25 protein-coding genes and 5 tRNA genes are annotated in these 24,648 nt (G+C 64.2%); 17 read left to right on the top strand and 13 right to left on the bottom strand.

Features of this window, described 5'->3' with window-relative positions; translation table 11 throughout:
- Positions 1-28: 28 nt before the first annotated feature.
- The 5 genes from uvrC (at position 29) to AC3FKH_RS22620 (ending at position 3,270) form a co-directional block, all read left to right on the top strand.
- The gene (uvrC, locus tag AC3FKH_RS22600; protein WP_488678006.1) at positions 29-2,020 is read left to right on the top strand and encodes an excinuclease ABC subunit UvrC; all 1,992 of its coding nucleotides are present in this window, start codon (positions 29-31) and stop codon (positions 2,018-2,020) included.
- A gap of 98 nt (positions 2,021-2,118) precedes the next feature.
- Entirely contained in the window at positions 2,119-2,718 is a 600-nt protein-coding gene (gene pgsA, locus AC3FKH_RS22605; RefSeq protein WP_483708629.1) for a CDP-diacylglycerol--glycerol-3-phosphate 3-phosphatidyltransferase, read from the top strand.
- A 168-nt stretch (positions 2,719-2,886) separates the two neighbouring features.
- A tRNA-Gly gene (locus tag AC3FKH_RS22610) sits at positions 2,887-2,962 on the top strand.
- 65 nt (positions 2,963-3,027) lie between these two features.
- A tRNA-Gly gene (locus AC3FKH_RS22615) sits at positions 3,028-3,103 on the top strand.
- A 93-nt stretch (positions 3,104-3,196) separates the two neighbouring features.
- Positions 3,197-3,270, top strand: a tRNA-Cys gene (locus tag AC3FKH_RS22620).
- A 60-nt stretch (positions 3,271-3,330) separates the two neighbouring features.
- On the opposite strand, the gene AC3FKH_RS22625 is transcribed toward AC3FKH_RS22620, so the two are convergent.
- Positions 3,331-4,242 carry a LysR family transcriptional regulator gene (locus AC3FKH_RS22625; RefSeq protein ID WP_483708628.1) on the bottom strand — a complete coding sequence of 304 codons (912 nt, stop codon included), beginning with the start codon at positions 4,240-4,242 and terminating at the stop codon, positions 3,331-3,333.
- A gap of 94 nt (positions 4,243-4,336) precedes the next feature.
- Here AC3FKH_RS22625 and AC3FKH_RS22630 point away from each other — a divergent pair, with 94 nt between their 5' ends.
- On the top strand, positions 4,337-5,422 hold the full coding sequence (locus tag AC3FKH_RS22630) for a YeiH family protein (RefSeq protein ID WP_488678008.1): 1,086 nt from the start codon (positions 4,337-4,339) through the stop codon (positions 5,420-5,422).
- Positions 5,423-5,459: 37 nt separating this feature from the next.
- Here the strand turns inward: AC3FKH_RS22630 and AC3FKH_RS22635 are convergent.
- Positions 5,460-5,546 (bottom strand) — tRNA-Leu (locus AC3FKH_RS22635).
- A gap of 198 nt (positions 5,547-5,744) precedes the next feature.
- Between AC3FKH_RS22635 and AC3FKH_RS22640 the strand changes: the two genes are divergently transcribed.
- From AC3FKH_RS22640 to AC3FKH_RS22650, 3 genes are all read left to right on the top strand, one after another.
- Positions 5,745-6,068, top strand: a complete 324-nt coding sequence (locus AC3FKH_RS22640; RefSeq protein ID WP_483708626.1) for a hypothetical protein — start codon at positions 5,745-5,747, stop codon at positions 6,066-6,068.
- A 263-nt stretch (positions 6,069-6,331) separates the two neighbouring features.
- A complete protein-coding gene (locus tag AC3FKH_RS22645; RefSeq protein ID WP_488678009.1) occupies positions 6,332-6,589 on the top strand; it encodes a hypothetical protein in 258 nt (85 codons plus the stop codon).
- 182 nt (positions 6,590-6,771) lie between these two features.
- Positions 6,772-7,179: a heme-binding protein gene (locus AC3FKH_RS22650; protein WP_211949045.1), complete on the top strand. Its 408-nt coding sequence runs from the start codon at positions 6,772-6,774 to the stop codon at positions 7,177-7,179.
- Positions 7,180-7,333: 154 nt separating this feature from the next.
- On the opposite strand, the gene AC3FKH_RS22655 is transcribed toward AC3FKH_RS22650, so the two are convergent.
- From AC3FKH_RS22655 to AC3FKH_RS22670, 4 genes are all read right to left on the bottom strand, one after another.
- Positions 7,334-7,654, bottom strand: a complete 321-nt coding sequence (locus tag AC3FKH_RS22655) for a hemin uptake protein HemP (RefSeq protein WP_483708623.1) — start codon at positions 7,652-7,654, stop codon at positions 7,334-7,336.
- Positions 7,655-7,869: 215 nt separating this feature from the next.
- Positions 7,870-8,283 (bottom strand): ExbD/TolR family protein, encoded by a 414-nt coding sequence (locus AC3FKH_RS22660; RefSeq protein WP_488678010.1) that lies wholly within the window; start codon positions 8,281-8,283, stop codon positions 7,870-7,872.
- Positions 8,284-8,307: 24 nt separating this feature from the next.
- Positions 8,308-9,036 (bottom strand): MotA/TolQ/ExbB proton channel family protein, encoded by a 729-nt coding sequence (locus AC3FKH_RS22665; RefSeq protein WP_483708621.1) that lies wholly within the window; start codon positions 9,034-9,036, stop codon positions 8,308-8,310.
- Between the two features lie 33 nt (positions 9,037-9,069).
- Entirely contained in the window at positions 9,070-9,723 is a 654-nt protein-coding gene (locus tag AC3FKH_RS22670) for an energy transducer TonB (protein ID WP_488678011.1), read from the bottom strand.
- Positions 9,724-10,132: 409 nt separating this feature from the next.
- On the opposite strand from AC3FKH_RS22670, the gene AC3FKH_RS22675 reads away from it, so the two are divergent.
- Entirely contained in the window at positions 10,133-12,433 is a 2,301-nt protein-coding gene (locus AC3FKH_RS22675; RefSeq protein ID WP_488678012.1) for an AAA family ATPase, read from the top strand.
- 3 nt (positions 12,434-12,436) lie between these two features.
- On the opposite strand, the gene murI is transcribed toward AC3FKH_RS22675, so the two are convergent.
- From murI to AC3FKH_RS22695, 4 genes are all read right to left on the bottom strand, one after another.
- Positions 12,437-13,246, bottom strand: coding sequence for a glutamate racemase (gene murI / locus AC3FKH_RS22680; RefSeq protein ID WP_488678014.1), 810 nt, complete (start codon positions 13,244-13,246; stop codon positions 12,437-12,439).
- 73 nt (positions 13,247-13,319) lie between these two features.
- A complete protein-coding gene (locus tag AC3FKH_RS22685) occupies positions 13,320-14,843 on the bottom strand; it encodes a fumarate hydratase (RefSeq protein ID WP_483708617.1) in 1,524 nt (507 codons plus the stop codon).
- A 189-nt stretch (positions 14,844-15,032) separates the two neighbouring features.
- Positions 15,033-15,566 (bottom strand): TIGR00645 family protein, encoded by a 534-nt coding sequence (locus AC3FKH_RS22690; RefSeq protein WP_488678015.1) that lies wholly within the window; start codon positions 15,564-15,566, stop codon positions 15,033-15,035.
- Between the two features lie 100 nt (positions 15,567-15,666).
- Positions 15,667-16,578 carry a DMT family transporter gene (locus tag AC3FKH_RS22695; RefSeq protein ID WP_488678017.1) on the bottom strand — a complete coding sequence of 304 codons (912 nt, stop codon included), beginning with the start codon at positions 16,576-16,578 and terminating at the stop codon, positions 15,667-15,669.
- Positions 16,579-16,895: 317 nt separating this feature from the next.
- Between AC3FKH_RS22695 and acs the strand changes: the two genes are divergently transcribed.
- The 3 genes from acs (at position 16,896) to AC3FKH_RS22710 (ending at position 21,183) form a co-directional block, all read left to right on the top strand.
- Positions 16,896-18,878, top strand: a complete 1,983-nt coding sequence (gene acs, locus AC3FKH_RS22700; RefSeq protein WP_488678018.1) for an acetate--CoA ligase — start codon at positions 16,896-16,898, stop codon at positions 18,876-18,878.
- A gap of 103 nt (positions 18,879-18,981) precedes the next feature.
- Complete coding sequence (locus AC3FKH_RS22705) at positions 18,982-21,033, top strand: sodium:solute symporter family protein (protein ID WP_488678020.1); 2,052 nt, start codon at positions 18,982-18,984, stop codon at positions 21,031-21,033.
- A gap of 59 nt (positions 21,034-21,092) precedes the next feature.
- Positions 21,093-21,183 (top strand) — tRNA-Ser (locus AC3FKH_RS22710).
- Between the two features lie 63 nt (positions 21,184-21,246).
- Here the strand turns inward: AC3FKH_RS22710 and AC3FKH_RS22715 are convergent.
- The 3 genes from AC3FKH_RS22715 to AC3FKH_RS22725 form a co-directional block, all read right to left on the bottom strand.
- The gene (locus AC3FKH_RS22715) at positions 21,247-21,648 is read right to left on the bottom strand and encodes a helix-turn-helix domain-containing protein (RefSeq protein WP_488678021.1); all 402 of its coding nucleotides are present in this window, start codon (positions 21,646-21,648) and stop codon (positions 21,247-21,249) included.
- Positions 21,649-21,827: 179 nt separating this feature from the next.
- Positions 21,828-22,112, bottom strand: coding sequence for a hypothetical protein (locus AC3FKH_RS22720; RefSeq protein WP_488678022.1), 285 nt, complete (start codon positions 22,110-22,112; stop codon positions 21,828-21,830).
- Positions 22,109-22,381 (bottom strand): DUF2188 domain-containing protein, encoded by a 273-nt coding sequence (locus AC3FKH_RS22725; RefSeq protein WP_488678023.1) that lies wholly within the window; start codon positions 22,379-22,381, stop codon positions 22,109-22,111. Before AC3FKH_RS22725 ends, AC3FKH_RS22720 begins: the two co-directional genes overlap by 4 nt.
- A gap of 155 nt (positions 22,382-22,536) precedes the next feature.
- Between AC3FKH_RS22725 and AC3FKH_RS22730 the strand changes: the two genes are divergently transcribed.
- The 4 genes from AC3FKH_RS22730 to AC3FKH_RS22745 all read left to right on the top strand — a co-directional run bounded on the left by AC3FKH_RS22730 (position 22,537) and on the right by AC3FKH_RS22745 (position 24,645).
- On the top strand, positions 22,537-22,821 hold the full coding sequence (locus AC3FKH_RS22730) for a hypothetical protein (RefSeq protein ID WP_488678024.1): 285 nt from the start codon (positions 22,537-22,539) through the stop codon (positions 22,819-22,821).
- Between the two features lie 224 nt (positions 22,822-23,045).
- Positions 23,046-23,375: a YciI family protein gene (locus AC3FKH_RS22735; protein WP_488678026.1), complete on the top strand. Its 330-nt coding sequence runs from the start codon at positions 23,046-23,048 to the stop codon at positions 23,373-23,375.
- Between the two features lie 90 nt (positions 23,376-23,465).
- Positions 23,466-24,314 (top strand): D-amino acid aminotransferase, encoded by an 849-nt coding sequence (locus tag AC3FKH_RS22740; RefSeq protein WP_488678027.1) that lies wholly within the window; start codon positions 23,466-23,468, stop codon positions 24,312-24,314.
- A gap of 55 nt (positions 24,315-24,369) precedes the next feature.
- On the top strand, positions 24,370-24,645 hold the full coding sequence (locus AC3FKH_RS22745; RefSeq protein WP_488678028.1) for a hypothetical protein: 276 nt from the start codon (positions 24,370-24,372) through the stop codon (positions 24,643-24,645).
- Positions 24,646-24,648: the final 3 nt, after the last annotated feature.

The following is a 24,648-nucleotide window of genomic DNA, read 5'->3' on the forward strand; positions in this document are numbered from 1 at the left end:
GGCCACATCGAATTGGTCATCGTCCCCCATGTCCGACCCGCTTCCTGACGCTTCGGCCCTGCCGCCCGAAGCGGCACCGGCAGAACCCTTCGACCCCAAGCCCGTCATCGCCCGCCTGCCGGGCCTGCCCGGCGTGTATCGTTATATCGACAGCGCCGGCAACGTGCTCTATGTCGGCAAGGCGCGCGACCTCAAGAAGCGGGTATCGAGCTACTTCAACAAGACCCAGCTGTCGCCACGCATCGCCATGATGGTGGCCAGGATCGCGCGCATCGATACTACCGTGGTGCGCACCGAGGCCGAGGCCCTGCTGCTCGAGAACAACCTGATCAAGGCGTTGGCGCCGCGGTACAACATCCTGTTCCGCGACGACAAGTCCTACCCCTTCCTCAAGCTGACCGGCCATCGTTTTCCGCGCATGGCCTACTACCGTGGCGCCACGGACCGCAAGCACCAGTACTTCGGTCCGTTCCCGAGCGCCTACGCCGTGCGCGAGAGCATGCAGATCCTGCAGAAGGTGTTCCAGCTGCGCACCTGCGAGGATACGGTCTTCAACAACCGGACCCGGCCCTGCCTGCTGCATCAGATCCACCGCTGCACCGGCCCATGCGTGGGCGCGATCAACGAGGCGGACTACGCGCGCGACGTCGGCAATGCGGCGCGCTTCCTGCAAGGCCGCGAAACCGAGGTGCTGGAGGGGCTGCAGTCGAAGATGGAAGAGCATTCCACCCGGCTGGAGTTCGAGCAGGCCGCTGCGGTGCGCGACCAGATCGCGGCGCTGTCGACCGTGCTCAAGCGGCAGGCGGTGGAGGAGGTCGGCCAGGCGCGGGACATCGACGTGCTGGCGGCGGTCGTGGAAGGCGGACGCGCGTGCGTCAACCTGGCCATGGTGCGCGGCGGCCGTCACCTTGGCGACAAGGCCTATTTCCCCGCGCATGCCGACGAGGCGGCGATGATCGTCGAGGACAGCGACGAGGCAGCAGGCGGCGCGGAAGGCGAACCGGCACCGGCCGGGCCGCCGGGCGTGGAACGCATTGCAGCGCGCGTGTTGTCGGCGTTCATGGCGCAGCACTACCTGGATCAGGCGGCGCCCCCGATCATCGTCGTCAGCCACGTTCCCGACGATGCCGCATTGCTGGATGCCCTGGCGCTCCATGCGGGGCGCAAGATCGCGCTGGTGCGGCAGCCGCAGGGTCAGCGCAAGGCCTGGCTGGAGATGGCGCAGCAGGGTGCGGCACTGGCGCTGGCGCGGCGGCTCGCGGAACAGGGCAGCCAGGAGGCGCGCACGCGTGCGCTCGCGGAGACGATCGGCATCGACCTGGAAGACCTGGCATTGCTGCGTGTGGAGTGCTTCGACATCAGCCACACCGCTGGCGAGGCCACGCAGGCGTCCTGCGTCGTGTTTCACCATCACGACATGCAGAACGGCGAATACCGCCGCTACAACATCCAGGACATTACGCCGGGCGACGACTACGCGGCCATGCGCCAGGTGCTGACGCGCCGGTACCAGAAGCTGGTCGAGCAGATGCAGGAGGAGGGCGGCCAGGATGCCGCCGGCGAGGCCTCGTCGCCGCTGCCGCACGTGGTGCTCATCGACGGCGGCAAGGGGCAGGTCGAGGTGGCGCGCCAGGTGTTCGAGGAGCTGGGGCTTGATATCGGGCTGCTGGTGGGCGTAGCCAAGGGCGAGGGCCGCAAGGTCGGCCTCGAAACCCTGGTATTCGCGGATGGCCGGCCATCGCTCGAACTCGGGCAGGGCAGTGCGGCGCTGATGCTGGTCGCGCAGATCCGCGACGAGGCGCACCGCTTTGCCATCACGGGCATGCGCGCGCGCCGGGCCAAGGCACGCACGACCTCGCGGCTGGAAGAGATCGAGGGCGTGGGTGCACGCCGGCGGCAGAAGCTGCTGACCCGTTTTGGCGGCCTGCGCGGCGTCATGGCGGCCAGTATTGACGAGCTGGCCAGCGTCGACGGCATCTCCCGCGGCCTTGCCGAGGAGATCTACCGCCAGCTTCATTGATGCCCCAGGCCCGGCGATTTACCCCGCCGGGCGTGCATTGGCGCCGAAATCGGCGACAATCGCGGAATTCGTCATTGCCCCGTCGGTCTCCGAGCCCCATGCCCTTCAATATCCCGATCCTGCTGACCTGGTTGCGCGTTGCCATGATTCCCCTCGTGGTGGGCGTGTACTACCTGCCGGAAGCATGGCTGCCGATGCACACGAAGAACGTCACGGCGGCGTCCTTCTTCATCGTCGCGGCGGTCACGGACTGGCTGGACGGCTTCCTGGCTCGGCGCTGGAACCAGACCTCGGCATTCGGCGCGTTCCTGGATCCCGTGGCCGACAAGCTGATGGTCACTGCGGCACTGCTGTCGCTGCTGGCACTGGGCCGGGTGGCGGACCTGGTGGCCCTGGTCATCATCGGCCGCGAGATCACGATCTCGGCCTTGCGGGAGTGGATGGCGCAGATCGGCGCTTCCAAGAGTGTGGCGGTGAACTTCCTCGGCAAGCTGAAGACCACGGTGCAGATGATCGCGATCCCGATGCTGCTCTTCAGTGACCGGCTGTTCGGCATCGACGCGCAAGTGGTGGGCACCTGGATGATCTACGTGGCCGCGGTGCTGACGCTGTGGTCGATGTTCTATTACATGAAGCTGGCCTGGCCGCAGATCCGGGAGCGCGCCGGCGTTCTCGGTGAGGCGCGCACACAAAAATGATGCCGCGCGCAAAAAAGTGTTGACGAACAGATCTGCCCTTTGCAATAATCTTGTTCTCGCTGCTGACGACGCAAACGAAAGCGGCGAGATAAGCTGGTTTAACGCAAGAAGCTGTTGTTTGCAGTCAATTGCGTGTTCGCCTCGAAGGTGAGCGTGAAGCAGCGCAATGCGGGAGTAGCTCAGTTGGTAGAGCGCAACCTTGCCAAGGTTGAGGTCGAGAGTTCGAGACTCTTCTCCCGCTCCAGGTTAATTCCGGGTGCGGTAACAAGCGATGGTTTGTCGTCGCACTCGTAGTAGTAAAAGTTTTACGCGGGAGTAGCTCAGTTGGTAGAGCGCAACCTTGCCAAGGTTGAGGTCGAGAGTTCGAGACTCTTCTCCCGCTCCATCCCCAAAGGGAAGCAGCGCTTCCCTTTTTGTTTGGGTTGGTAGCCGCAAGCACCATCAGTTGATGCGGGTACAATTCAGCAGCACGTCACCTGGCGGGGTGGCAGAGTGGTTATGCAGCGGCCTGCAAAGCCGTGTACGCCGGTTCGATTCCGACCTCCGCCTCCAGTTGAAAAAGATGCAGCGCCCGATGGGCGCTGTTTTCGTTTGTGCCTCGTCTGCATCGATCTACGCCTGCGCACCGACTTGTTGAGCCGTGATCCGCAGATACTCGGTAAAGGCCAGCAGCCCCCGTGTCGGAAACTTGTCCTGGTGCACCACTAATTGCAGCGGACGGACAATGCGGGGCAAGCCTTGCCGCACCGCTACCAGCGTGCCGCGCTCCAGTTCATCGCGGACCACGTGCAGCGACAGGCAACTCACGCCGAAACCACTCATCACCGCACGCTTGATCGCCTCGGCGTTGCCCAGCTCCAGCGCGAAGCGTAGCTCGCCCAGCAGGGGCATCAGTCTTTCTTCAATGATCTCGCGTGTGCCGGAGCCCGGCTCGCGCACGATCCATTCGGCATCGCGCAGGCCATCAAGGGGCGCATTCGGCGCGGCAAGTGGATGGGAAGGGCCAACCACGACGACCATCTCGTCATCGCACCACGGCATGCTGCGCAGCTCGCGTTCATGGCTCGCGCCTTCGACGAGCCCGATGTCGGCCTCGAACTGCATCACCGAGCGTAAGACGTCGCGCGTATTGCCGATGCGCAGATCCAGCTGGCACGGGCCGCCCTGCGAAGCGCGAAAGCCCGCCATCAGCGCCGGCAGGATATAGCTGCCGATCGTATTGCTGGCGGCAATGCGCAGCTGCACCCCGGTCTGTGTCGTGAACCGCTCAAGCTCCTGCGCCTGGTCGAGCAATGACAAGGCGCGCGGAAAGAACTGCCGCCCGGTCTCGTTGATGCTGAGACGCCTTGCCACGCGGTCGAACAGTGGGCCGTCGAGCGCACGCTCCAGCTCCGCCAGAGAGGCGCTGACGGCCGATTGGGACATTGAAAGGGCTTCCGAGGCTGCCACCGTGCTGCCGTGCTGAGCCACGGAGACGAAGACCTGGAGCTGGCGCAACGTCAGGCGAAGGGGGCGCTGGTCCATATCGACATTTCAGGTAATTCATACCGATATTACCCGTTTTGCAGATTGAGAGGGGGAAGGTACGCTCCATACACCTAATCAAAAACCTGCCGCCATGTCATCCGTGTCCGCTACCAATTCCGCCCAGGCTATTGCGCCAGCCGCCGTGCTGCCGTGGCATCAGCGCCTGCTGCCTTTGCTGCCCCTTGGGGGCGTGGCATGGCTCGCCATGGTTCTGGCCGACCATCCCGCCGTCTCGCGCTACGGCCTGAGCGCCCTGACGCTGGCCATGTTTGCCGGCATGATCGCCGCCAACACCATGCCCAAGCACTGGCTGCAACCGCTGGCGCCTGGCATGCAGATCGCGCGTCAGCACCTGCTGCGCCTGGGCGTGGCCCTGTATGGACTGCGACTGACCTTTGCCTCGATCGCCGCGCTCGGCCTGTCCGGCATCGTGGTGCCGCTCGCCATGCTGCTCGGTACGCTGCTGTTCGGCACCTTGATCGGTACGAAAGTATTCGGCCTGAGCCGCCGCGAAGCCATCCTGGTCAGCTCGGGCAGCGCCATCTGCGGCGCCGCCGCGGCAATCGCGGTGTCGTCCGTGGTGCGTACCGACGACAAGCAGACGGCGGTCGCGGTGGCCACGGTGGTGCTGTTCGGTACCGTCGGCATGCTGCTCTATCCGTACCTGTTCGAGCTGGTGACGGGCACTTACCACTGGAATGTCACCGAGCGCATGTTCGGCATCTTCACCGGCGCGACGCTGCATGAAGTCGCGCAGGTGATTGCAGCGGGCAAGATGATCGGCGATACGACCGCGGACGCTGCTGTCGTGACCAAGATGGTCCGCGTGCTGGCACTCGGCCCGGTGCTGCTGGTGATGGCCTTGTGGCCGAACAAGGATGCCAAGGCTCAGGGCGGTGGTCCGCGCCTGAGCGGCCTGCTGAAGTCGGTGCCGTGGTTCGCGGTTGGCTTCGTCGCCGTGATGGCGGTGAATTCGGCGGGCGTCGTCCCGCAGGAATGGAAGGGCGGCCTGACCGCGCTGGACAACTGGATGCTTGCCTGTGCCATGCTGGCCATCGGCCTGCACACGCGGATCGGCGACCTGCTGCGCGCCGGGCGCAAGCCGCTTGCCCTCGCTGGCGTGATCTTTGTCTTCCTCATGGCCGGCGGCGCAGCGCTCTGCTACCTGATGGCCTGAACTGAAAGGCGGGATGAGACGGCGGCCGCAGCCAGCTTGGTGCGGCCGACGGGACTCGAACCCGTAAGCCCGTAAGGGCGGCAGATTTTAAGTCTGCTGAGTCTACCAATTTCTCCACGGCCGCGCGGAAAGGCCAATATTGTGGTGGTTGCGCATCCGGGATGCAAGTGCGGGTTGCAAGCGCTTCTTCTCAAAGCCGGTTTTCCAGCCAAGTGATCCGTCTGTTACGGCTCGTAACAATGTCGTGAGCGCCGTTGCACTTGGAAATTTCCGAACCACTAGAATACAGTCATCAGGAATCCGGGACAGAGGGGCGGGAAAAATGAAACGTTGGTGGCTCGCAGCATTCGGTATCGTCGCTGGCCTTGCGTCGGGTGCGGCAATGGCCCATGTGAGCGTTGGCGTTGCGATCGGTGTGCCTGGCGTGGTTGTCGGCGCGCCGGCTTACTATCCTCCGGCCCCGGTGTACTATCCGCCCGCTCCGCCGGTCGTGGTGGCGCCCGCTCCGGTGTACTACGCCCCGGCGCCGGTGTATTACGGTCCGCGGTACTACGGTCCCGGTCCGCGTTATTACGGCCCGCGCTACTATGGCCCGCGTCCGTACTACGGCCCCCGTGGGTACCACGGTCATGGCCATTGGCGCTGATAGCCAGCCCTCCAAGGTTTTTGAAAGAAAGAGCCCCGATTCGGGGCTCTTTTATTTTGTCCGCTTCGCGCGATATAAGTGAAAGGCCGCTCCCGGCAAGTTCCCTAACGGTTCGTGTCATCAAATTTTCTGAACAGACCGCTCAAAGGCTTAGGGATACCACTATTAGGGTTTCCCCTAAACTGCATCTGTGACGCCGCAATGTCACACGAAAAGATCGTGGTCCTCGCGGCGCCTGTCTGTCAGAGAAAAAGGGGAATCTCATGAATATCAAGCGTAGTTTGGCGACTGTCGCCGCCCTGGCGGCGCTTTCCGCAGTGTCACTGCCATCGTTTGCCGGTACGGGCAAGGTCGATCCGTTCCTGGATGGTGCCAAGATCGGGAAGGTGGATGCGTTCACCGACGGCGCGCGTGTCGGCAAGACCGATCCCTATACCGACGGCGCCCGGATCAGCAAGCCGGATCCGTTCACCGACGGTGCCCGCACCAGCAAGCCGGACCCATTTACCGACGGCGCCTGACGCACGACGGTTGCCGGCGTCTCGCGACGTCGGCGGATCGACAACATGACCCGCCTGATGTGCGGGTCATGTTGTTTTGGGCAATTGTGTTTGTCCCTCGCAGGCACACCTCGCGCGGTGACCGGGACATTTGCGCGGCGCTATACTTCCGCCTCACACCGTATGAACATCAGGAGAGTGGTATGCAGCAAAAGACCGTGCTGACGGCAGAAGACGTGAAGAAGATCATGGCCGCAGCAGAGGCCGAGGCAAAGGCGCACCAGTGGGCCGTCTCGATCGTGGTGGTGGACGATGGTGGCCACATGCTTGCCATGCAGCGCCTGGACGGCACGGCGCCGATCTCGGCCTATATCGCGACGGAAAAGGCCCGCACTTCGGCCCTGGGTCGCCGCGAATCGAAGGTCTACGAAGACATGATCAACAACGGTCGCTATTCCTTCATGACTGCCCCGACGCTGCAGGGCATGCTGGAAGGCGGCGTGCCCATCGTCTGCAACGAGCAGGTCGTGGGTGCGGTAGGTGTTTCGGGTGTCAAGTCGACGGAAGACGCCCAGATCGCCCGTGCTGGTATCGCGGCGCTGGGTCTCTGATCCCCGGATCCCCTGATCCCATTTCGCCGGAAGCCCCGCCTGGCTGCGGGGCTGGCAAGCGCGTCGCCTTGCCATCGGCAGGCAGGCCATTCGGCCTGCCGCCTCTCACTTTCCGTGACGGCCGGCACTGCAGTGCCAGCGCCGTGTCATTCCCTTACTTTGTCAGGATCAGCTTGCCGTAGCGCGTGACGCGCAGCGTGTAGATGTCGCCGTTATGGCGGATCGGCAGCGTCGTGGCCCCACGCATGATGGTTTCGAGCGCGACAGGCTCGGCCACGGGCGAATTCGGCAGGCTGTCGCGTACCAGGGCTTCCAGGCGCGCCGGAATGGCCGCCACGGCGGATTTCACGGATTCCAGCGCGGATGCCGCAGGCGTATCGCGTCGGCCCTGCGGGGCAACTTCCACGCGCCGCAGCGACAGGCGGCGGCGGGTAACTTCACGGGGTTGCGACAGCGGCAGGGAAAGGGTGCTCATCATCTGGCTCCGTTCGGCAATGAGGGATTGGCTTGCACGCCGGGCGCATGGCGTCACCGGAGGTCCGTGCTTGCGATGAAAGAATCATAAATGAGAACCGTTATCATTTCAACGGGGCCGATCAATCGTTACACAGTTGGCGCATCGGTCCAGTCAAAGAAAAAGGGCATCCCCGTGGGATGCCCTTCATTCCGCATAGCCAGGTCAGGCCGTGCCTACTGTTTCGGTTCGGTGATGAAGCCGATCTTGCCGAGCCCGCCGTGCTGTGCGGCGGCCATGACTTCGGCCACGCGTTCATAGCGCACCTCGCGGTCCGCGCGCAGGTGCAGTTCGGGCTGCGGTTCCTGCTGGGCGGCCAGGGCGATGTTGTTCGCCAGCGTGGTCTCGTCGACTTCAGTCTGGTTCCAGTAGACCTTGCCCTGGGCATCGATCGAGACATTGATGCTCTGCGGCTTGGAATCGTTCGGCGTATTGCTTGCGCGCGGCAGGTCGATCTTTACCGCGTGATTGATGACCGGGATCGTGATGATGAAGATGATCAGCAGGACCAGCATGACGTCGACCAGCGGCGTCATGTTGATTTCGCTCATCACCTCGTCATCGTCGCCGTCGAGGGTGCCAAATGCCATGATGACTTCCTTGATGCGAGGGTGTTACTGCCGTGCCGCGGCAAGCCGCACGGCGTTGTCTTCGGCGCGGGTGCCGGTCGGGCGAACGCGCGCGCCGGTCACGAAGTAGGCGTGCAGGTCGTGGGCGAAGCGGTTCAGCTTGGAGATGACCGCCTTGTTGCCGCGCGTCAGCGCGTTGTAGCCGAGCACCGCGGGAATGGCCACGGCCAGGCCGAAGGCCGTCATGATCAGGGCTTCACCGACCGGGCCGGCGACCTTGTCGATCGTGGGCACGCCCGAGGCGCCGATGCCGATCAGCGCATGATAGATGCCCCACACCGTGCCGAACAGGCCCACGAACGGTGCGGTGGAACCCACCGAAGCCAGTACCGCCAGGCCGGACTGCATGCGCGCAACGGCTTCGTCGATCGAGCTCTTGAGCGAGCGCGTCAGCCAGTCCGAAATGTCCATCACGTCATGCAGCTGCGGCTGGCTGGCGCGGTGGTGCTGGGCGGCGTCCTTGCCGGCGATGGCCAGCGTGCGGAACGGGTTGGCGTCGTTGGCGCCCAGCGTTTCCAGGGCGTGGTCGAAGTCGTCGGAGTGCCAGAAGCGCTTTTCCGCGCCGTGCGCCATCTTCTTGAGGCGAACCAGATCCCACGCCTTCGTAAGGATCACGATCCACGACAAGAGCGACATGATCAGCAGAATGATGGCCGTCGCACGCATGACGAAATCGCCTTGCGACCAGAGGTGGGAAAGTCCGAGGTCCTGCATGTTGGTTCCTGGTGAGTACGTTGTAGGTTGAGATCAGTTCAGTTCGAAGCCAATCGGCTGCTGCGCGGTCACGGCAATGGCGCGGCCGTTGTCCATGTACGGCTTGCAGCGCATGCGCTGGACGGCGTCGACGGCAGCCTGGTCCAGCCGTGACGATCCGCTGGAGGATACTACCGACGTCTTGACCACCTTGCCGGTTTCATCCGTTGTCAGGCGCACCACGGCCTTGCCGGTCTCGCCCATGCGGCGCGACTGCGCCGGATAGCTTGGCTGCGGCGGCGAGCACTGGATCTCGCCGATCCCCACGGCGCGCGGCGCGGACGAGACGGGCGCAGGTTCGGGCGCGGGCGCTGCGGGAGCCGGGGGGGCGGGCGGCGTCGGTGGCGCTTCGATCGCGGTGGGCGACGGCGGCAGCGCGGCGACCGGTTGCGGAACCGGCTTGGGCTGCGGCGGCGTCGGCCGCGGCGTGGTGACCTTCACCTGCTTGGGCGGCGTTTCCGTCTTGGGCTTGGGCGGCTCCGGAGCGGGCGGCTTGGGCTGCTCGAGCGGAATGATGCGGGCAATGATTTCCGGGGCAATCACCGCCTCGGTCATCTTGCGGCCCAGGCCGCTCTGGATCAGGTAAAGCAGGCCGGCGTGGAACAGCAGGACGGCGAGCGTAATCTTGAGGAAGCGTTGATCGAACATGAGGTGAACAACAGTGTCTGCCGACCGGCACAGAGTCACTTGCGATAGAACAGGATCAGCGAGATACCACATCCGACCAGCAAGCTAACAAGCAATTCCATGATAAACGCTCCTGCAATACGGTTGCCGGGGAGCGCCACTCTCGGGCGGCGTGTCAGTGGAGCAGTATAAACGATAATGATTCTTATTTGTTGTGATTTGTGCGCCGCAGCTGGAAATTTGTCCAAAGGGCAGTTATACCCCCAAATCCAGGCAGCATTTCGAGGGGGAGGGCGGCACAACAATGGCGGGCATGGCGAGGCGTTCGGAATGCGCCGCAAGCCGCAAAGCGCGCTAGCATAGGGAAAAGAGTGCGAGCGGGTTGGTACCCCTGTTGCGGCGTCGCAATCGGGGGCACGGGGATGAGGCCATGGACTTCACACGTTTTGCTGAAGAGGACCGCTCCAAGATACTGCGCCCCGGGCCGGGCCTGTCGGCCAGTTCGGCGCTGGACTGGATGTGCGCCCAGTTTGCCCTGCGGGTCGTGTGCGCGCTGGGGCCGCGATTCAACCTGCGCAGCAATATCAATGACGTGCTGACGGTCAGCGCGCAGGAAATGGTGTGGCCGTATGGTGTCGTGCTGCGCGTGCAGCGCTTTCTGTCGGCCCGCTGCGCCGACATGCCGGCGTGGAAAGGGGCGGGACGCCTGACGCCCGAGGAGTTCCTGGAGCGCCATGGCCAATGGAACAGCGCTTTCGACGAGAGCGCGCTGTTTTACTACCTCGACGAGTACGTCAAGCACCACGCCAAGGACATGTTCGCGGTGTTCGATGCCTCGGCTTCGGCCATCGCATCGCGGCTCGATGGCGAGCGCGTGCTGCTGGTACGCAATATCGACATGCTCAGTCATGTGCTGGACCTGCCCGAGCACGAGCGCAAGCTGTTGCTCTTCGCGGCGCTGGCCAAGTACAAGCGCGACCTGCGCGCCGTGATGGTGGACTGTAAGGTGGCGCACAGCCAGGAGGCGTTCCAGATCCTGTCCGGGCTGACCGGCGCGAGCCCGGCGGACGTCGCCGCGTCGCTGCGTCCCGGTTCGCGGCTGGAGACGCTGAACCTGATCGAGCAGCCCTTGCCCGAGAACAGCGTGACCGACCTGGGCGACCTGATGCGCCTGTCCGACCGCCTGCTGCATGTGCTGCTCGGCAACTATGCCAACGAGGCCGAGATGATGGCGGTGTTCACGCGCCCGGCCGCGCCGCCCACGCTGACCGTTGCCGATTATCCGCATGTCGACACCGACGCGCGCTATCTTTCCGCGCTGCTTTCCAATGCCACGCGCCAGCATGCGGCGGGCGTGAACGTGCTGATCTACGGCCCGCCCGGCACTGGCAAGACCGAGTTCGCGCGCTTGCTGGCAGGCGAGGCGGGCTGCGAACTGTATGAGGTCGATTGCCTGGACCGCGACGGCAACAGCCTCTCGGGCAAGGACCGCTATCGCTCGCTGCAGGTGTCGCAGGCCTTCCTGCGCGGGCGGCCGCGCACCGCGTTGCTGTTCGACGAAGTGGAGGACGTGTTCCCCGGCAGTTCGCGCGAGCTGATGAGCCTGTTCGGCCAGGAGGATGCGCGTGCTTCGGTGAACGGCAAGGCCTGGGTCAACCAGACGCTGGAGCAGAATCCGGTCCCCGTGATCTGGATCTCGAATTCGATCCGGCAGATCGATCCCGCCTATCTGCGCCGTTTCCAGTTCCATCTCGAACTGAAGATCCCGCCGCCGCTGGTGCGCGAGAACATCATCCGCAAGCACCTTGGCGGGCTGGATGTCAGCGATCCGTTCATCACCGCGCTGGCCGGGCGCAAGACGCTCACGCCGGCCCAGGTGCAGTCCGCCGCGCGCTTCGTGCAACTGGCCCGGCCCGACGTGGAGGAGCCGGTCGAGGCGCTGATCCTGCGCCAGCTCGAGCACGCCGACCGCGCCATGGGGCTGCGGCCGGAGGCCGAGGTCAGGCCCGTGGTGACCCACTATCGGCTGGACAACCTGCACCTGGAAACACGCTACGACGTGGCAAAGATCATTGAAGCGCTACGCGTGCGGCAGCGTGGCACGCTGTGCTTCTATGGGCCGCCTGGCACGGGCAAGACCGCGCTGGCCGAGCATATTGCCGCGGCGCTGGACACGCCCCTGATGATCCGGCGCGCCTCGGACCTGATGAGCAAGTACGTGGGCGAGACCGAGCAGCAGATTGCCGCCATGTTTGCCCGCGCCGAGGAAGACGGCGCGGTGCTGCTCCTCGATGAAGCCGACAGCTTCATGCAAAGCCGGCAGCAGGCCGTGCGCAACTATGAGGTGTCGGAAGTCAACGAGATGCTGCAAGGCATGGAGCGCTTCAACGGCATCTTCGTCTGCACGACGAACCTGTTCGACCGCATCGACGAGGCTGCGTTGCGCAGGTTCTCGTTCAAGATCCGCTTCCTGCCGCTGAAGGCCGGCCAGCGCGCCACGATGTTCGTCGATGAAGCGCTGGATGGTGACGAGGCCCGGTTGACGGATGCCATGCGGCAAGAGCTCGATGCGATGGATTGCCTGACGCCCGGCGACTTCGCCACGGTCAAGCGTCAGTGCGTGCTGCTCGGCGATTCGCTGACGCCGGAAGAATTTCTCGCGCAGTTGCGGCACGAGCACGCGGTCAAGCCGGACGTGCGGGCGCACCGTCCGCTCGGTTTTTTGCGCTAGGCGTCAGAAGGCAGGGGCGGGTTCGATGGTCACTGTCTCCGCCTGCGCTTCGATATGCAGCAGCGCGGCCGCCATCTGCCTAAGATGGGTGGCATCCTTGGTCGAGGCGAAGCGGTCCAGCGGCATGGCATCGGGTGCGCTTGCCAGGGCGTGTTCCGTCAGCTTGCGCGCCAGCTGACGCGCAATGGCGCTGCCGGTATCGACCAATGCCAGCTGGTCGCCCACCATGCCGCGGATGGTGTCCGAGAGGAACGGGTAGTGGGTGCAGCCAAGTACCAGCGTGTCGGCGCCAGCCTCAAGCATCGGCGTGAGGTAGTTGTTCAGCCGGCCGCGTATGTCAGGCCCGTCGATGTCGCCTTGCTCGATCAGTGGCACCAGGCCGAGCCCTGCTTCGCAGATGAACTGGCTTTCCCCATCTAGCGACGCCAGCAGTCGCGCAAACTTTGCGCTCTTGAGCGTATTGGCTGTGGCCAGCACACCTACCACCTTGCTTCGGCTGGCCGCCGCCGCGGGCTTGAGGCCAGGTTCAACGCCAATAATCGGCACCGGCAGTGTCTGGCGCAGCAGTTCCACGGCGTGACCGGTCGCGGTGTTGCAGGCGATCACGAGCGCCTTGCAGCCTTGCGCCAGCAGCCATTCGCACGCCTGCAGCGTGCGTGCCTGCACGAAAGACTCCGGTTTCTCGCCATAGGGCGCGTACTTGGAGTCAGCCAGGTAAAGCAGGGACTCTTGCGGCAGCAATGCGCGGATCTCGCGCAGCACCGACAGGCCGCCGAGGCCGGAATCGAAGACGCCGATGGGAGCGGGGTTCACGTTGGGCAAGCGGAAGGGCGGGGGTGGAAAAAAAGCCGGGGAGAACCCGGCTTTTTCATGCAAGCGCGCAATCTTACAGCGCCGCGACCGGAATCTTGCCGATCTTTGCCTGCCATTCGGCGGGGCCGGTCTTGTGCACCGAGGTACCCTGGCTGTCCACGGCGACCGTCACGGGCATGTCCTTGACGTCGAACTCGTAGATGGCTTCCATGCCGAGGTCTTCGAAGCCGACCACCTTGGCTTCCCGGATCGCCTTGGCCACCAGGTAAGCGGCGCCGCCCACGGCCATCAGGTAGGCCGACTTGTGCTTCTTGATGGCCTCGATGGCGACCGGTCCGCGCTCGGCCTTGCCGATCATCGAGATCAGGCCGGTCTCGGCCAACATCATCTCGGTGAACTTGTCCATGCGCGTGGCGGTGGTGGGTCCGGCCGGGCCGACGGCTTCGTCGCGCACCGGATCGACCGGGCCGACGTAGTAGATCACGCGGTTCTTGAAGTCCACCGGCAGCTTCTCGCCCTTGGCCAGCATGTCGGCGATGCGCTTGTGCGCGGCGTCGCGGCCGGTCAGCATCTTGCCGTTGAGCAGCAGGGTCTGGCCCGGCTTCCACGACGCGACTTCTTCCGGCGTCAGCGTGTTCAGGTCGACGCGCTTCGAAGTTTCGGTGTTGGGCGCCCACTCGACCTTCGGCCATTGCGACAGGTCCGGCGCTTCGAGCTTGGCCGGGCCGCTGCCGTCCAGCGTGAAGTGCGCGTGGCGGGTCGCGGCGCAGTTCGGGATCATCGCGACCGGCTTGGACGCGGCGTGCGTCGGGCTGGCCATGATCTTGACGTCGAGCACGGTAGCCAGGCCGCCCAGGCCCTGTGCGCCGATGCCCAGTGCGTTGACCTTCTCGTACAGCTCGACGCGCAGTTCCTCGATCCAGTCCTTCGGACCGCGGGCGATGATGTCCTGGATGTCGATCGACTCCATCAGCGATTCTTTCGCCATCACCATCGCCTTCTCGGCGGTGCCGCCGATGCCGATGCCCAGCATGCCCGGCGGGCACCAGCCGGCGCCCATGGTCGGCACGGTCTTCAGCACCCAGTCGACGATCGAGTCGGACGGGTTCAGCATCACGAACTTGGACTTGTTCTCCGAGCCGCCGCCCTTGGCCGCGACCTGGATGTCCACGGTGTTGCCCGGCACGATCTCGTAGTGGATCACGGCGGGGGTGTTGTCCTTGGTGTTCTTGCGGGCGCCTTCGGGCGGGCTGACGATCGACGCGCGCAGCACGTTGTCCGGATGGGTGTAGCCGCGGCGCACGCCCTCGTTGATCATGTCCGTCAGGCTCATGGTGGCGCCATCCCAGCGCACGTCCATGCCAACCTTGACGAACACCGTGACGATGCCGGTGTCCTGGCAGATCGGGCGCTTGCCTTCGGCGCACATGCGGCTGTTGGTCAGGATCTGCGCGATCGCATCCTTGGCGGCCGGACTCTGCTCCAGCTCGTAGGCACGGCCCAGGCTGGTGATGTAGTCCATCGGATGGTAGTAGCTGATGTACTGCAGGGAGTCGGCGACGCTCTGGATGAGGTCTTCTTGCTTGATGACGGTCATTTTATGGGGGGTGGCAGCGGTGAAACACAGCCCGAAATCATACACCTAGCCGGGGCGCTCTGCCCGTTTGCATACAGGCGTCTACAGTGCGCGGGGCGCCTTTTTCGCCGCTTGGAGGCACTGCAAGGCGCAAACAAAAACCGCGGCGCAGGGCCGCGGTCAGAAGTGAAGCTAACGTTGCATGCAGCTTCAGTGCGATTGAGACTTGGCATGAGCGCCGGCGGGGTGGGAAACCATCCGGTCCACCCAGGCCATCGCCACGGCCGACAGCAGGAAAGCGAGGTGGATCGCCACCTGCCACATGATGGTGTGGGTCGTGCGCTGTTCGGCGTCGATGAAGGTCTTGAGCAGGTGGATCGACGAGATGCCGATCAGTGCCATCGACAGCTTCACCTTGAGCACGCCGGCGTTGACATGGTCGAGCCACTCGGGCTCGTCGGGGTGGTTGTCGATCCCCAGGCGCGAGACAAAAGTTTCGTAGCCACCCACGATCACCATGATCAGCAGGTTGGAGATCATCACCACGTCGATCAGGCCCAGCACCACCAGCATGATCTTGTTCTCGTCGTACTCGGTCACGTGCGACAGCAGGTGCCACACCTCGACCATGAAGTGATAGACGTAGACGCCCTGCGCGACGATCAGGCCGAGGTACAGCGGCAACTGGAGCCAGCGGGAGGCAAAGATAAGGCGGGGGATCGGGCGCATCGAGGATTGGGCCATGGGCAATGAGCTAGGTCTTTGTTACAAGACATTCGAAATGGGTCTGGATTGTACCGCGCCCATGTTTGCGTGCCGCGTGACTGTCACGCCCTGAAACGATTCAGGCCCTATCCTGCAACACCCGGCGCGCCAGCGGCCCGGGCCAGCTCGCCAGCAGGATGCCGCCCAGCACGCAGCCCAGCGCGATGGCATGCGGCCAGCCCGGTGTCTCGCCCAGGAAGACAATGCCGTAGGCGGCTGCCGCCACCGGCAGCACCGACGTAAAGACGCCCGCGAGTTGGGCCGGTACATGACGGATGCCCTTCATCCACAGCCAGAACGAGAACACGCTCGCGGACAGTGCGTACCACAGCAGCATCAGCCAGGTCTGCGTGGGCACGGTGGACGGGTCGAAATCCAGCAGCGGAATGAAACCGAGCGGCAGCATCAGCAGGCCGCCAATCAGGTGGGTGTAGGCGCAGATCTCGATCGCGGCCAGCGTCTGCGTCAGCCGACGCGACAGGATCACGTAGATCGATTCGCAGACCACGGCACCCAGGATCATCAGGTTGCCGAGCAGGGCCTGGCTGCCGCCGCTGCCTGCGCCATGCGAACTGCCGCGGGCTACGTTGAGCACCGCCACGCCGGCCACGGCCAGCAGCACCGACGCCACGGTCCGGCGCGACAGCCGTTCACGCAGCCACAACCAGGACAGGATGGCCACCGTCGCCGGGATCGTGCTCGTAATCACGCCCGCGGCCATGGCGCTGGTCAGGCGCACCCCATTGAGCATCAGCAGCGTGAACAGGAAGGTGCCGAAGAACGCCTGCAGAAACAGGTTGCGCCACTCCGCGCGCGACACCTGGCGCATGCGCGATGGCCGGTACCACGGTGACAGGCAGACGATGGCGATGACAAAGCGCAGCAGCGCAAACAGCAGCACCGGCACATGGGCGATGATGGATTTGCCCAGGCCGACGTTGCTGCCGACGAGTGCCATCGAGGCGATCAGGAAGAATGGGTAGACGGACACGGATGCTGCCTCGGGGAGTGAGCACGAAGCCCCTTGTGCGGGCCGGGTGCGGGCAGACTGCGGTGGTTCAGCAGGTGCCGGAATAGGGCGCGTTGTGGACGCTGAGGCGCCCGAATATCGGGCCCGGGGCATTATAGCTGTGCTAGCCTAATGAAGAAGGCTGCACATTCCTTGCCATGGCTATAGACACGCAGGCTTGTTGCTTTGCAGCAAGGTTCCGGGCCCAGCCGTAGCGCGGGAGAGCGTCAGGTTTAAGTAAGCCGCCGGGCGTACTTTGGCAGCCAAGCCGTTCAGTCAAAAACCAGGAGACCAGCCTTATGTCCGCTATCGAATCGGTGATGCAAGAGCATCGCGTTTTCAATCCGCCCGAGTCCTTCGTCCGGCAAGCCACGATCTCGGGCATGGATGCCTACCGCGCGCTCTGCGCCGAAGCGGAGCGCGACTACGAAGGCTTCTGGGCCAGCCGCGCACGCGATCTGCTGCACTGGAACAAGCCGTTCACCAAGGTACTCGACGAGAGCAATGCCCCGTTCTACAAGTGGTTCGAGGACGGCGAGCTCAATGCCTCCTACAACTGCCTGGACCGCAACCTGCAGAACGGCAACGCCGGGAAGACCGCGATCGTGTTCGAGGCCGACGACGGCACCGTGACGCGCGTGTCCTACCAAGACCTGCACGCCCAGGTCTGCCGCTTCGCCAATGGCCTGAAAAAGCTCGGCATCAAGAAGGGCGACCGCGTGGTGATCTACATGCCGATGTCGGTCGAAGGCGTGGTGGCGATGCAGGCCTGCGCGCGCCTGGGCGCCACGCATTCGGTCGTGTTCGGCGGCTTCTCGGCCAAGTCGCTGCAGGAGCGGCTGGTGGACGTGGGCGCCGTGGCGCTGATCACCGCCGACGAGCAGATGCGCGGCGGCAAGGCGCTGCCGCTCAAGGCGATTGCCGATGACGCGCTCGCGCTCGGTGGCTGCGAGGCGGTGAAGGACGTGATCGTCTATCGTCGCACCGGCGGCAAGGTCAACTGGGTGGAAGGCCGCGACCGCTCGATGGAAGATGTCTCCGCTGGCCAGCCCGATACCTGCGAGGCCGTGCCCGTGAGCGCCGAGCACCCGCTGTTCGTGCTCTACACCTCGGGTTCGACCGGCAAGCCCAAGGGCGTGCAGCACAGCACCGGCGGCTACCTGCTGTGGGCGCTGATGACGATGCAGTGGACCTTCGACATCAAGCCCGACGATCTCTTCTGGTGTACCGCCGACATCGGCTGGGTCACCGGCCACACCTACATCGCCTATGGCCCGCTGGCCGCGGGCGCGACGCAGATCATCTTCGAGGGCGTGCCGACCTACCCGAACGCCGGCCGCTTCTGGGACATGATCGCGCGCCACAAGGTCAGCATCTTCTACACCGCGCCCACGGCGATCCGCTCGCTGATTAAGGCCGCCGAGGCCGACGAGAAGATCCACCCGAAGCAGTACGACCTGTCGAGCCTGCGCCTGCTCGGCACGGTGGGGGAGCCGATCAATCCCGAAGCGTGGATGTGGTACTACAAGAACATCGGCAACGAGCGCTGCCCGATCGTCGACACCTTCTGGCAGACCGAGACCGGCGGCCACATGATCACGCCGCTGCCGGGCGCGACGCCGCTGGTGCCGGGTTCATGCACGCTGCCGCTGCCGGGCATCATGGCGGCCATCGTCGACGAGACCGGGCAGGATGTGCCGAATGGCGCCGGCGGCATCCTGGTGGTCAAGCGCCCGTGGCCGGCGATGATCCGTACCATCTGGGGCGATCCGGAGCGTTTCAAGAAGAGCTACTTCCCCGAAGAGCTGGGCGGTACGCTGTACCTGGCGGGCGATGGCTCGATCCGCGACAAGGACACCGGCTACTTCACCATCATGGGCCGCATCGATGATGTGCTGAACGTGTCGGGCCACCGCATGGGCACGATGGAAATCGAGTCGGCGCTGGTGGCCAACCCGATCGTCGCCGAGGCCGCCGTGGTGGGCCGCCCGGACGACACCACGGGCGAGGCCATTTGCGCGTTCGTAGTGCTCAAGCGTTCGCGTCCGAGCGATGCCGAGGCGCAGCAGATCGCCACGGAGCTGCGCAACTGGGTGGCCAAGGAGATCGGCCCGATCGCCAAGCCCAAGGACATCCGTTTTGGTGACAACCTGCCGAAGACGCGCTCGGGCAAGATCATGCGGCGCCTGCTGCGTTCGCTGGCCAAGGGCGAGGAAATCACGCAGGACATCTCGACGCTGGAAAACCCCGCGATTCTTGATCAACTGAAGCAGGCGCAATAACCGGATCAACCGGTAACCGCCAGCCGGACAGGACCCGCCGCCGTGCTCAGCGCGCCGGCGGGTTCTTCACTGTAAATCCCCCTTAACCGTCCGACCGCCGCCTATGCCCGACGCCCAGTCGCGTTTCCGCCGCCGGCTGATGCTGTACTACGGCTTGTTCACACTGGGTTTGTTCGGCTTCGTCGGCATGATGGGGCTGCTCGAAAAATCCAATGCCGATGCGCTCTGGCTCGGCTATGTCTTTCTCTTTATCACGATCGCGATCTACGCCTGCATTGGCCTGATCTGCCGCACATCCGACCTCAACGAATATTACGTAGCCGCGCGGCGGGTGCCCGCCATGTTCAACGGCATGGCGATCGCGGCCGACTGGATGAGCGCGGCGTCGTTCATCGGCCTGGCTGGCATCCTGTTCGCGTCCGGCTATGAAGGGTTGGCCTACGTGATGGGATGGACGGGCGGCTATTGCCTGGTCGCATTCCTGCTCGCGCCGTACTTGCGCAAGTACGGCGGCTACACGATTCCCGATTTCCTGGCAGCGCGGTACGGCAATGGCAAGCCGGGCGGCAACCTGCCCGTGCGCGCCATTGCCGTGCTGGCGGCATCGCTGTGCTCGTTCGTCTATCTCGTCGCGCAGATCCAGGGCGTTGGCCTGGTAGTCACGCGCTTTATCGGCGTCGATTTCGCGGTCGGCATTTTCTTCGGGCTGGCCGGCATCCTGGTCTGCTCGTTCCTGGGTGGCATGCGCGCCGTGACGTGGACCCAGGTGGCCCAGTACATCATGATGATCGTCGCCTTCCTGGCCACGGTCTCGATGATCGCATGGAAGCATCATCAGGAAATGGTGCCGCAGCTCAGCTATGGCCCGATGCTGACCAGGCTGGACCAGCGCGAACGACAGATCGAACGGGAGCCGGCCGAGCAGGCGGTGCGAGAGTACTACCGGCAGCAGGCCATTCAGATGCAGGACCGTATTGCGCGCCTGCCGGAATCGTTCGGCGAGGAGCGCGCGGCGCTCGATGCGCGGCTCCTGGATCTGCGCGCGCGCAATGCGCCACTGCGGGAGATCAAGGCACTGGAACGCGAACGCATCGATTTCCCGGTCGATGCGGCCGCCGCGAAGCAGCAATGGAACCAGATGCGTGAAGACGCGCTCTCGCGCAGCAAGCCTTCCACGCCGTCGACGGAGCCCTATCCCTCGGCGTCCGAGCAGGAGCGCGGGAACAAGCGGCTGAATTTCGTGCTGCTGGTGTTCTGCCTGATGGTGGGGACGGCCAGCCTGCCCCATATCCTCACGCGGCTGTACACCACGCCGTCGGTGAAGGAGACGCGCAACTCGGTGGCGTGGGCCATATTCTGCATCGCCTTGCTATACGTATCGGCCCCCGCGCTGGCGGCGCTGGTCAAATACGAGTTCTTCCAGCATGTGGTCGGCACGCCTTATGCCGAACTGCCGCAGTGGGTCGTGCAGTGGCGCAAGGTCGATCCCCCCGTGTTCGCGCTGCGCGACGTGAACGGCGATGGTATCGTGCAGTGGGCGGAAATCCTGCTACAGCCAGACATGATCGTGCTGGCGGCGCCCGAGATCGCAGGACTGCCGTACGTGATATCGGGGCTGATCGCGGCCGGGGCGCTGGCGGCTGCGCTCTCCACGGCGGACGGCTTGTTGTTGACGATTGCCAATGCGCTGTCGCATGACGTCTTCTATCACATGGTGGACCGCCAGGCGAGCCACCAGCGGCGCGTCACCACGGCCAAGATCGTGCTGCTCGGCGTGGCGCTGTTCGCTTCGTACGTCACATCGCTGCGTCCCGGCAACATCCTGTTCCTGGTCGGCGCCGCCTTCTCGCTGGCCGCGTCGAGCTTCTTCCCGGTGCTGGTGCTGGGCATCTTCTGGCGCCGCACCACCGCCGCCGGCGCGGTGGCAGGCATGGCAGCGGGCCTTGGCATCTCGGTCTACTACATCTTCGTCAACTATCCGTTCTTCACCCGCATGACGGGGATTTTCGGCGACCGATGGTTCGGCGTGGACCCGATCGCGTCCGGCGCCTTTGGCGTCCCGGCGGGCTTCGCGGCGGCCATCCTTGTCAGCCTGGTGACGCCCAGGAACGCGCCGGTGATCGATCGCCTGGTGACTTACCTGCGAAAGGGGTAGACGCCAGGTCAGGAATTGCTGGACTCGTCGGAGACCTCTGCTATAATCGCGGACTTCCCGGAGAGATGGATGAGCGGTTTAAGTCGCACGCCTGGAAAGCGTGTATAGGTTAATAGCCTATCGGGGGTTCGAATCCCCCTCTCTCCGCCAGGATTCTGCAAGGCTTTGCCGGTTAGCAGTCGCTAACGACAAAGTCCCAAACAAGGGCTTGGGTCATTGACCCCGGCCCTTTTTGTTTGCCTGGAGCGGGGCGATCGCCATCGCAATCGGCTCCTCGTCGTCTTCCGACAGCGTCGCCGCAAATTCCGCCATGGCCGTCTCGAGGGCCGGTTGCGTGGCTTGCCGGAAGCGCCATTCGGCGTGCAGGAGTCGCATCGCGAACGGGGTCAGCATCGAGCCATTGCCGCGCGCGCCGACGATGAGTGGCTGCCCCAGCGCCTTTTCCCAACTCCGTATCAGCGTCCAGCCATGCCGTTGGGATAATCCGTTGGCGGCGGCCGCCTTGCCCATGGACCGGGTGTCCCGGATGGACGCGAGCACGCGCAGGACCTTTGCGCCGGTGCGCGGGTTGTCGTCCGTGGTCAGGACCGGAAACAGCTCGAAGTTGAATTCCATCGGGCAGGCCAGCAGATGTCTTCCAGTGCTGGCGCGGCTCCAGTGGGAAGGACGCCTCTGCACATGTATTAAATGAGAATCATAACTGATTGCATTCGTAGTTTGCGATGATCAGGGGTAAACCGGGAGTTAGTGCTTAAGAAACCGGGGGCGTATGCGGCCCTGGCCTCATGCGGAATTCAGGATGCCTGGCGGCCGACCGGCCTGACGCTCGGCATGCCGTCGATGTTTTCGATGCGAGGCAGTTCGCCGAGGGCAATGCGCTGCCTCACGGTGTCCATCAGTTCAGCCGTGTCCCACTGGCCGTCGCCTATCAGGGACGACGCCTCGCCGGTGACGGAAAAGCGGCCGCCGCAACGGGCGCAGCGGTACATCCGATCGCCCTGAAGGGGATCGCGACGGTTATACCAACGCCGTGCCAGATCGCCGCACAACAGGCACGGTACGGCTGTGATGGAGCTCAAGATTCGACTCCGGGGCACGGGCGGTGATCGTTCGGAATGGCTTTGTCCTTCAGCGCGGGCCCGATCTGCGCATCCGTGCCTGTGCTTCGCAGGCGGACCGTCCCGTCCTCCCGGCAAATCTCCAGGTCGACCTGCTCTTTTCGCGCGTAGTACCACCCCGCGGCAATGGCAGCTTCAAGCGTGGCGAAATGAAGCGGTGCCGGCAGGCCATCTGCCTGCATCGACCAACCCAATACGGCCGGCAATACGCGAACCATTCGCGAAGGCATGCCAATCTCCTCGAGCAGGGTAGCGAAATACTGTATAGGAAGATGACTGCATATTCGGATGTCCTGAAAGCGACCATTTTGGCGCCACGCACGGCGTGCCGTTTGGAGTGACTTGTGTCTATCCTCAAGGGAAAACCGAATTGCGGGAGAGAGACATGCTTGACCTTGAAACCAGGCTTCTGGATCTCGACCGCAGCACTCGCTATATCCGCGAAGGCCGCGCGCGGATCCGGCACCAGATTGCGCTCGTCAAGGCACTGCGCGCCAAAGGTTATGACGCCACGTCGGCATGCGAACTTCTGGCCGCCTTGCGCTGTGCGATGGCCGCGGAGCGCCAGCACCGCGCGTTGATCGTCGTGCTCAGCGCTTGTCCTGACCCGCAAGCCGCTCGCCGGCATGCCTTCCAGCGCACCGCGATACCGCTTGGAGCAAAGGGCTGAGAAAAATGCGCCGACAAATGGCTTTCCCATGCCCCGGCAGAAACGGCAACGGCACGGAAAGAAGCTCACTTACGCTTTGTGCCCGACCAAAGGACCTCATCACGCGTTGATGCGGGTCAATGCCGTGATCGCGCCAGTCATCCACGGTAGCAGGCAGTCGGGCGCACCTGCGCGATTCATACGCCTTTCCGCCAGCCTTCGCCCTGTTGTCGAATCCCTTTCGAATGAAAGGCAAACAGGCGATCATCGTGATGGCACTGAAGCACCTGTACCTCGTTGAACTGACGTACCCGCATCCCGCCGAAAAGTTCTGGAGGCATCTGCAAGCGCACCAGGACTACTTGAACAGGATGTTCGAGCAGGACCGCTTCCTGGCCTATGGACCAACGGCCTCCGGGAATGGCAGCGTGATTCTGGCGCGGGGAGACTTGTCGCGCGCTGAGCTCCAGGCGCTGCTCGCGGCGGATCCGTTTCATCAGTTCGGTGTGGCAGTGTATCGGGTGACCGAATTCTCGCCATTCGAGTGCCACCCCAGGCTGGCGTCGCTATTTTGACGGCCGGAGATGGCTGCCTTATGCGGTAATTGCATAGGCTGACTCCGCTCCCTGTGGAAGAATCGGATTTCCTCTCCAAGCCATCGCACCATGTCCGACTCCACCGTCTATCTCAACGGCGAACTGACCCCCTTGTCCGAAGCCCGTATCCCGGTCCTGGACCGCGGCTTTATCTTCGGCGATGGGATCTATGAAGTCATTCCCATCTACAACGGCAAGCCGTTCCGCGGTGCCCAGCACCTGGCGCGCCTGGCGCGCAGCCTGGCATCCATCGGCATCCCGGATCCGCACAGCGAGTCCGAATGGCTGGCGCTGATTGCCCGTGTAGTCGAGGCGAACGGCCTGTCCGACCAGATGGTGTACATCCAGGTCACGCGTGGCGTGGCGCGGCGCATGCATGCGTTCCCCGCTGAAGTGACACCCACCGTGCTGATCATGACCAACCCGATGGCGCTGCCGCCGGCGTCGGCCGTGGCCAAGGGCGTGCCGTGCGTGACGATGGAGGATCGCCGCTGGCTCAATTGCCAGATCAAGTCGACCTCGTTGCTGGGCAACGTGCTGGCCGCACAGCACGCTGCGGAACACGGTGTCACCGAGGCGATCCAGTTCCGCGATGGCTGGCTCACCGAGGCATCTTCATCCAATGTCTGGGTGGTCAGCAAAGGGCGGGTGTCGGCCCCGCCCAAGGACAACCTCATCCTGGAAGGCATTCGCTATGGCCTGATGGAGGAACTGTGCGCGGCGCTCGATATTTCGCTGGAGGCGCGGCGCATCTCGCGTGACGAGGTGTTCGGTGCCGACGAGGTATTGCTGTCGTCGGCAAGCAAGGAGCTTCTTCCCGTGGTTTCCATTGATGGCCGGGCGATTGGGTCAGGCACGCCAGGACCGGTCTTCCGCAAGCTCTACGACGCCTACCAGGCCGCAAAATCCGCGCTTTGAGCGCACGGGTTTGCCCGTGCTAGCATGACTGCCCAACCGCTTCCGGGAGACAGCGATGGCCAAGCGCGAGCGCGGCCGGCGCGCCTTGCAGGACGAGGTGAGCCGGCGAGTCCAGCAGATCGATGAAATCGGAGAGGACGGTGCGAAGATCCGCGTACCGATGCCCGAGCCTCACCCGCGCGATGCGCGCGGACGGAACTGGGATATGAAGGGGTTCGGCAGGGGCACCGGCTACGAGGCCGGCATCCGCGCCACGGTCGACAAGGTGCGGGACGAGTTCGATTTGTCGGACGCCGTGGAGAATCGAGCGCCCAATCCGTTCGGCGACTGAGGA

This window comes from Cupriavidus sp. 21MJTG02-4, assembly GCF_057798975.1.

Coding starts and splice junctions, on each gene's coding strand:
- uvrC (WP_488678006.1), top strand. CDS start 29: ATGTCCGACCCGCTTCCTGACGCTTCGGCCCTGCCGCCCGAAGCGGCA.
- pgsA (WP_483708629.1), top strand. CDS start 2,119: ATGCCCTTCAATATCCCGATCCTGCTGACCTGGTTGCGCGTTGCCATG.
- AC3FKH_RS22625 (WP_483708628.1), bottom strand. CDS start 4,242: ATGGACCAGCGCCCCCTTCGCCTGACGTTGCGCCAGCTCCAGGTCTTC.
- AC3FKH_RS22630 (WP_488678008.1), top strand. CDS start 4,337: ATGTCATCCGTGTCCGCTACCAATTCCGCCCAGGCTATTGCGCCAGCC.
- AC3FKH_RS22640 (WP_483708626.1), top strand. CDS start 5,745: ATGAAACGTTGGTGGCTCGCAGCATTCGGTATCGTCGCTGGCCTTGCG.
- AC3FKH_RS22645 (WP_488678009.1), top strand. CDS start 6,332: ATGAATATCAAGCGTAGTTTGGCGACTGTCGCCGCCCTGGCGGCGCTT.
- AC3FKH_RS22650 (WP_211949045.1), top strand. CDS start 6,772: ATGCAGCAAAAGACCGTGCTGACGGCAGAAGACGTGAAGAAGATCATG.
- AC3FKH_RS22655 (WP_483708623.1), bottom strand. CDS start 7,654: ATGAGCACCCTTTCCCTGCCGCTGTCGCAACCCCGTGAAGTTACCCGC.
- AC3FKH_RS22660 (WP_488678010.1), bottom strand. CDS start 8,283: ATGGCATTTGGCACCCTCGACGGCGACGATGACGAGGTGATGAGCGAA.
- AC3FKH_RS22665 (WP_483708621.1), bottom strand. CDS start 9,036: ATGCAGGACCTCGGACTTTCCCACCTCTGGTCGCAAGGCGATTTCGTC.
- AC3FKH_RS22670 (WP_488678011.1), bottom strand. CDS start 9,723: ATGTTCGATCAACGCTTCCTCAAGATTACGCTCGCCGTCCTGCTGTTC.
- AC3FKH_RS22675 (WP_488678012.1), top strand. CDS start 10,133: ATGGACTTCACACGTTTTGCTGAAGAGGACCGCTCCAAGATACTGCGC.
- AC3FKH_RS22685 (WP_483708617.1), bottom strand. CDS start 14,843: ATGACCGTCATCAAGCAAGAAGACCTCATCCAGAGCGTCGCCGACTCC.
- AC3FKH_RS22690 (WP_488678015.1), bottom strand. CDS start 15,566: ATGGCCCAATCCTCGATGCGCCCGATCCCCCGCCTTATCTTTGCCTCC.
- acs (WP_488678018.1), top strand. CDS start 16,896: ATGTCCGCTATCGAATCGGTGATGCAAGAGCATCGCGTTTTCAATCCG.
- AC3FKH_RS22705 (WP_488678020.1), top strand. CDS start 18,982: ATGCCCGACGCCCAGTCGCGTTTCCGCCGCCGGCTGATGCTGTACTAC.
- AC3FKH_RS22715 (WP_488678021.1), bottom strand. CDS start 21,648: ATGGAATTCAACTTCGAGCTGTTTCCGGTCCTGACCACGGACGACAAC.
- AC3FKH_RS22725 (WP_488678023.1), bottom strand. CDS start 22,381: ATGCCTTCGCGAATGGTTCGCGTATTGCCGGCCGTATTGGGTTGGTCG.
- AC3FKH_RS22730 (WP_488678024.1), top strand. CDS start 22,537: ATGCTTGACCTTGAAACCAGGCTTCTGGATCTCGACCGCAGCACTCGC.
- AC3FKH_RS22735 (WP_488678026.1), top strand. CDS start 23,046: ATGAAAGGCAAACAGGCGATCATCGTGATGGCACTGAAGCACCTGTAC.
- AC3FKH_RS22740 (WP_488678027.1), top strand. CDS start 23,466: ATGTCCGACTCCACCGTCTATCTCAACGGCGAACTGACCCCCTTGTCC.
- AC3FKH_RS22745 (WP_488678028.1), top strand. CDS start 24,370: ATGGCCAAGCGCGAGCGCGGCCGGCGCGCCTTGCAGGACGAGGTGAGC.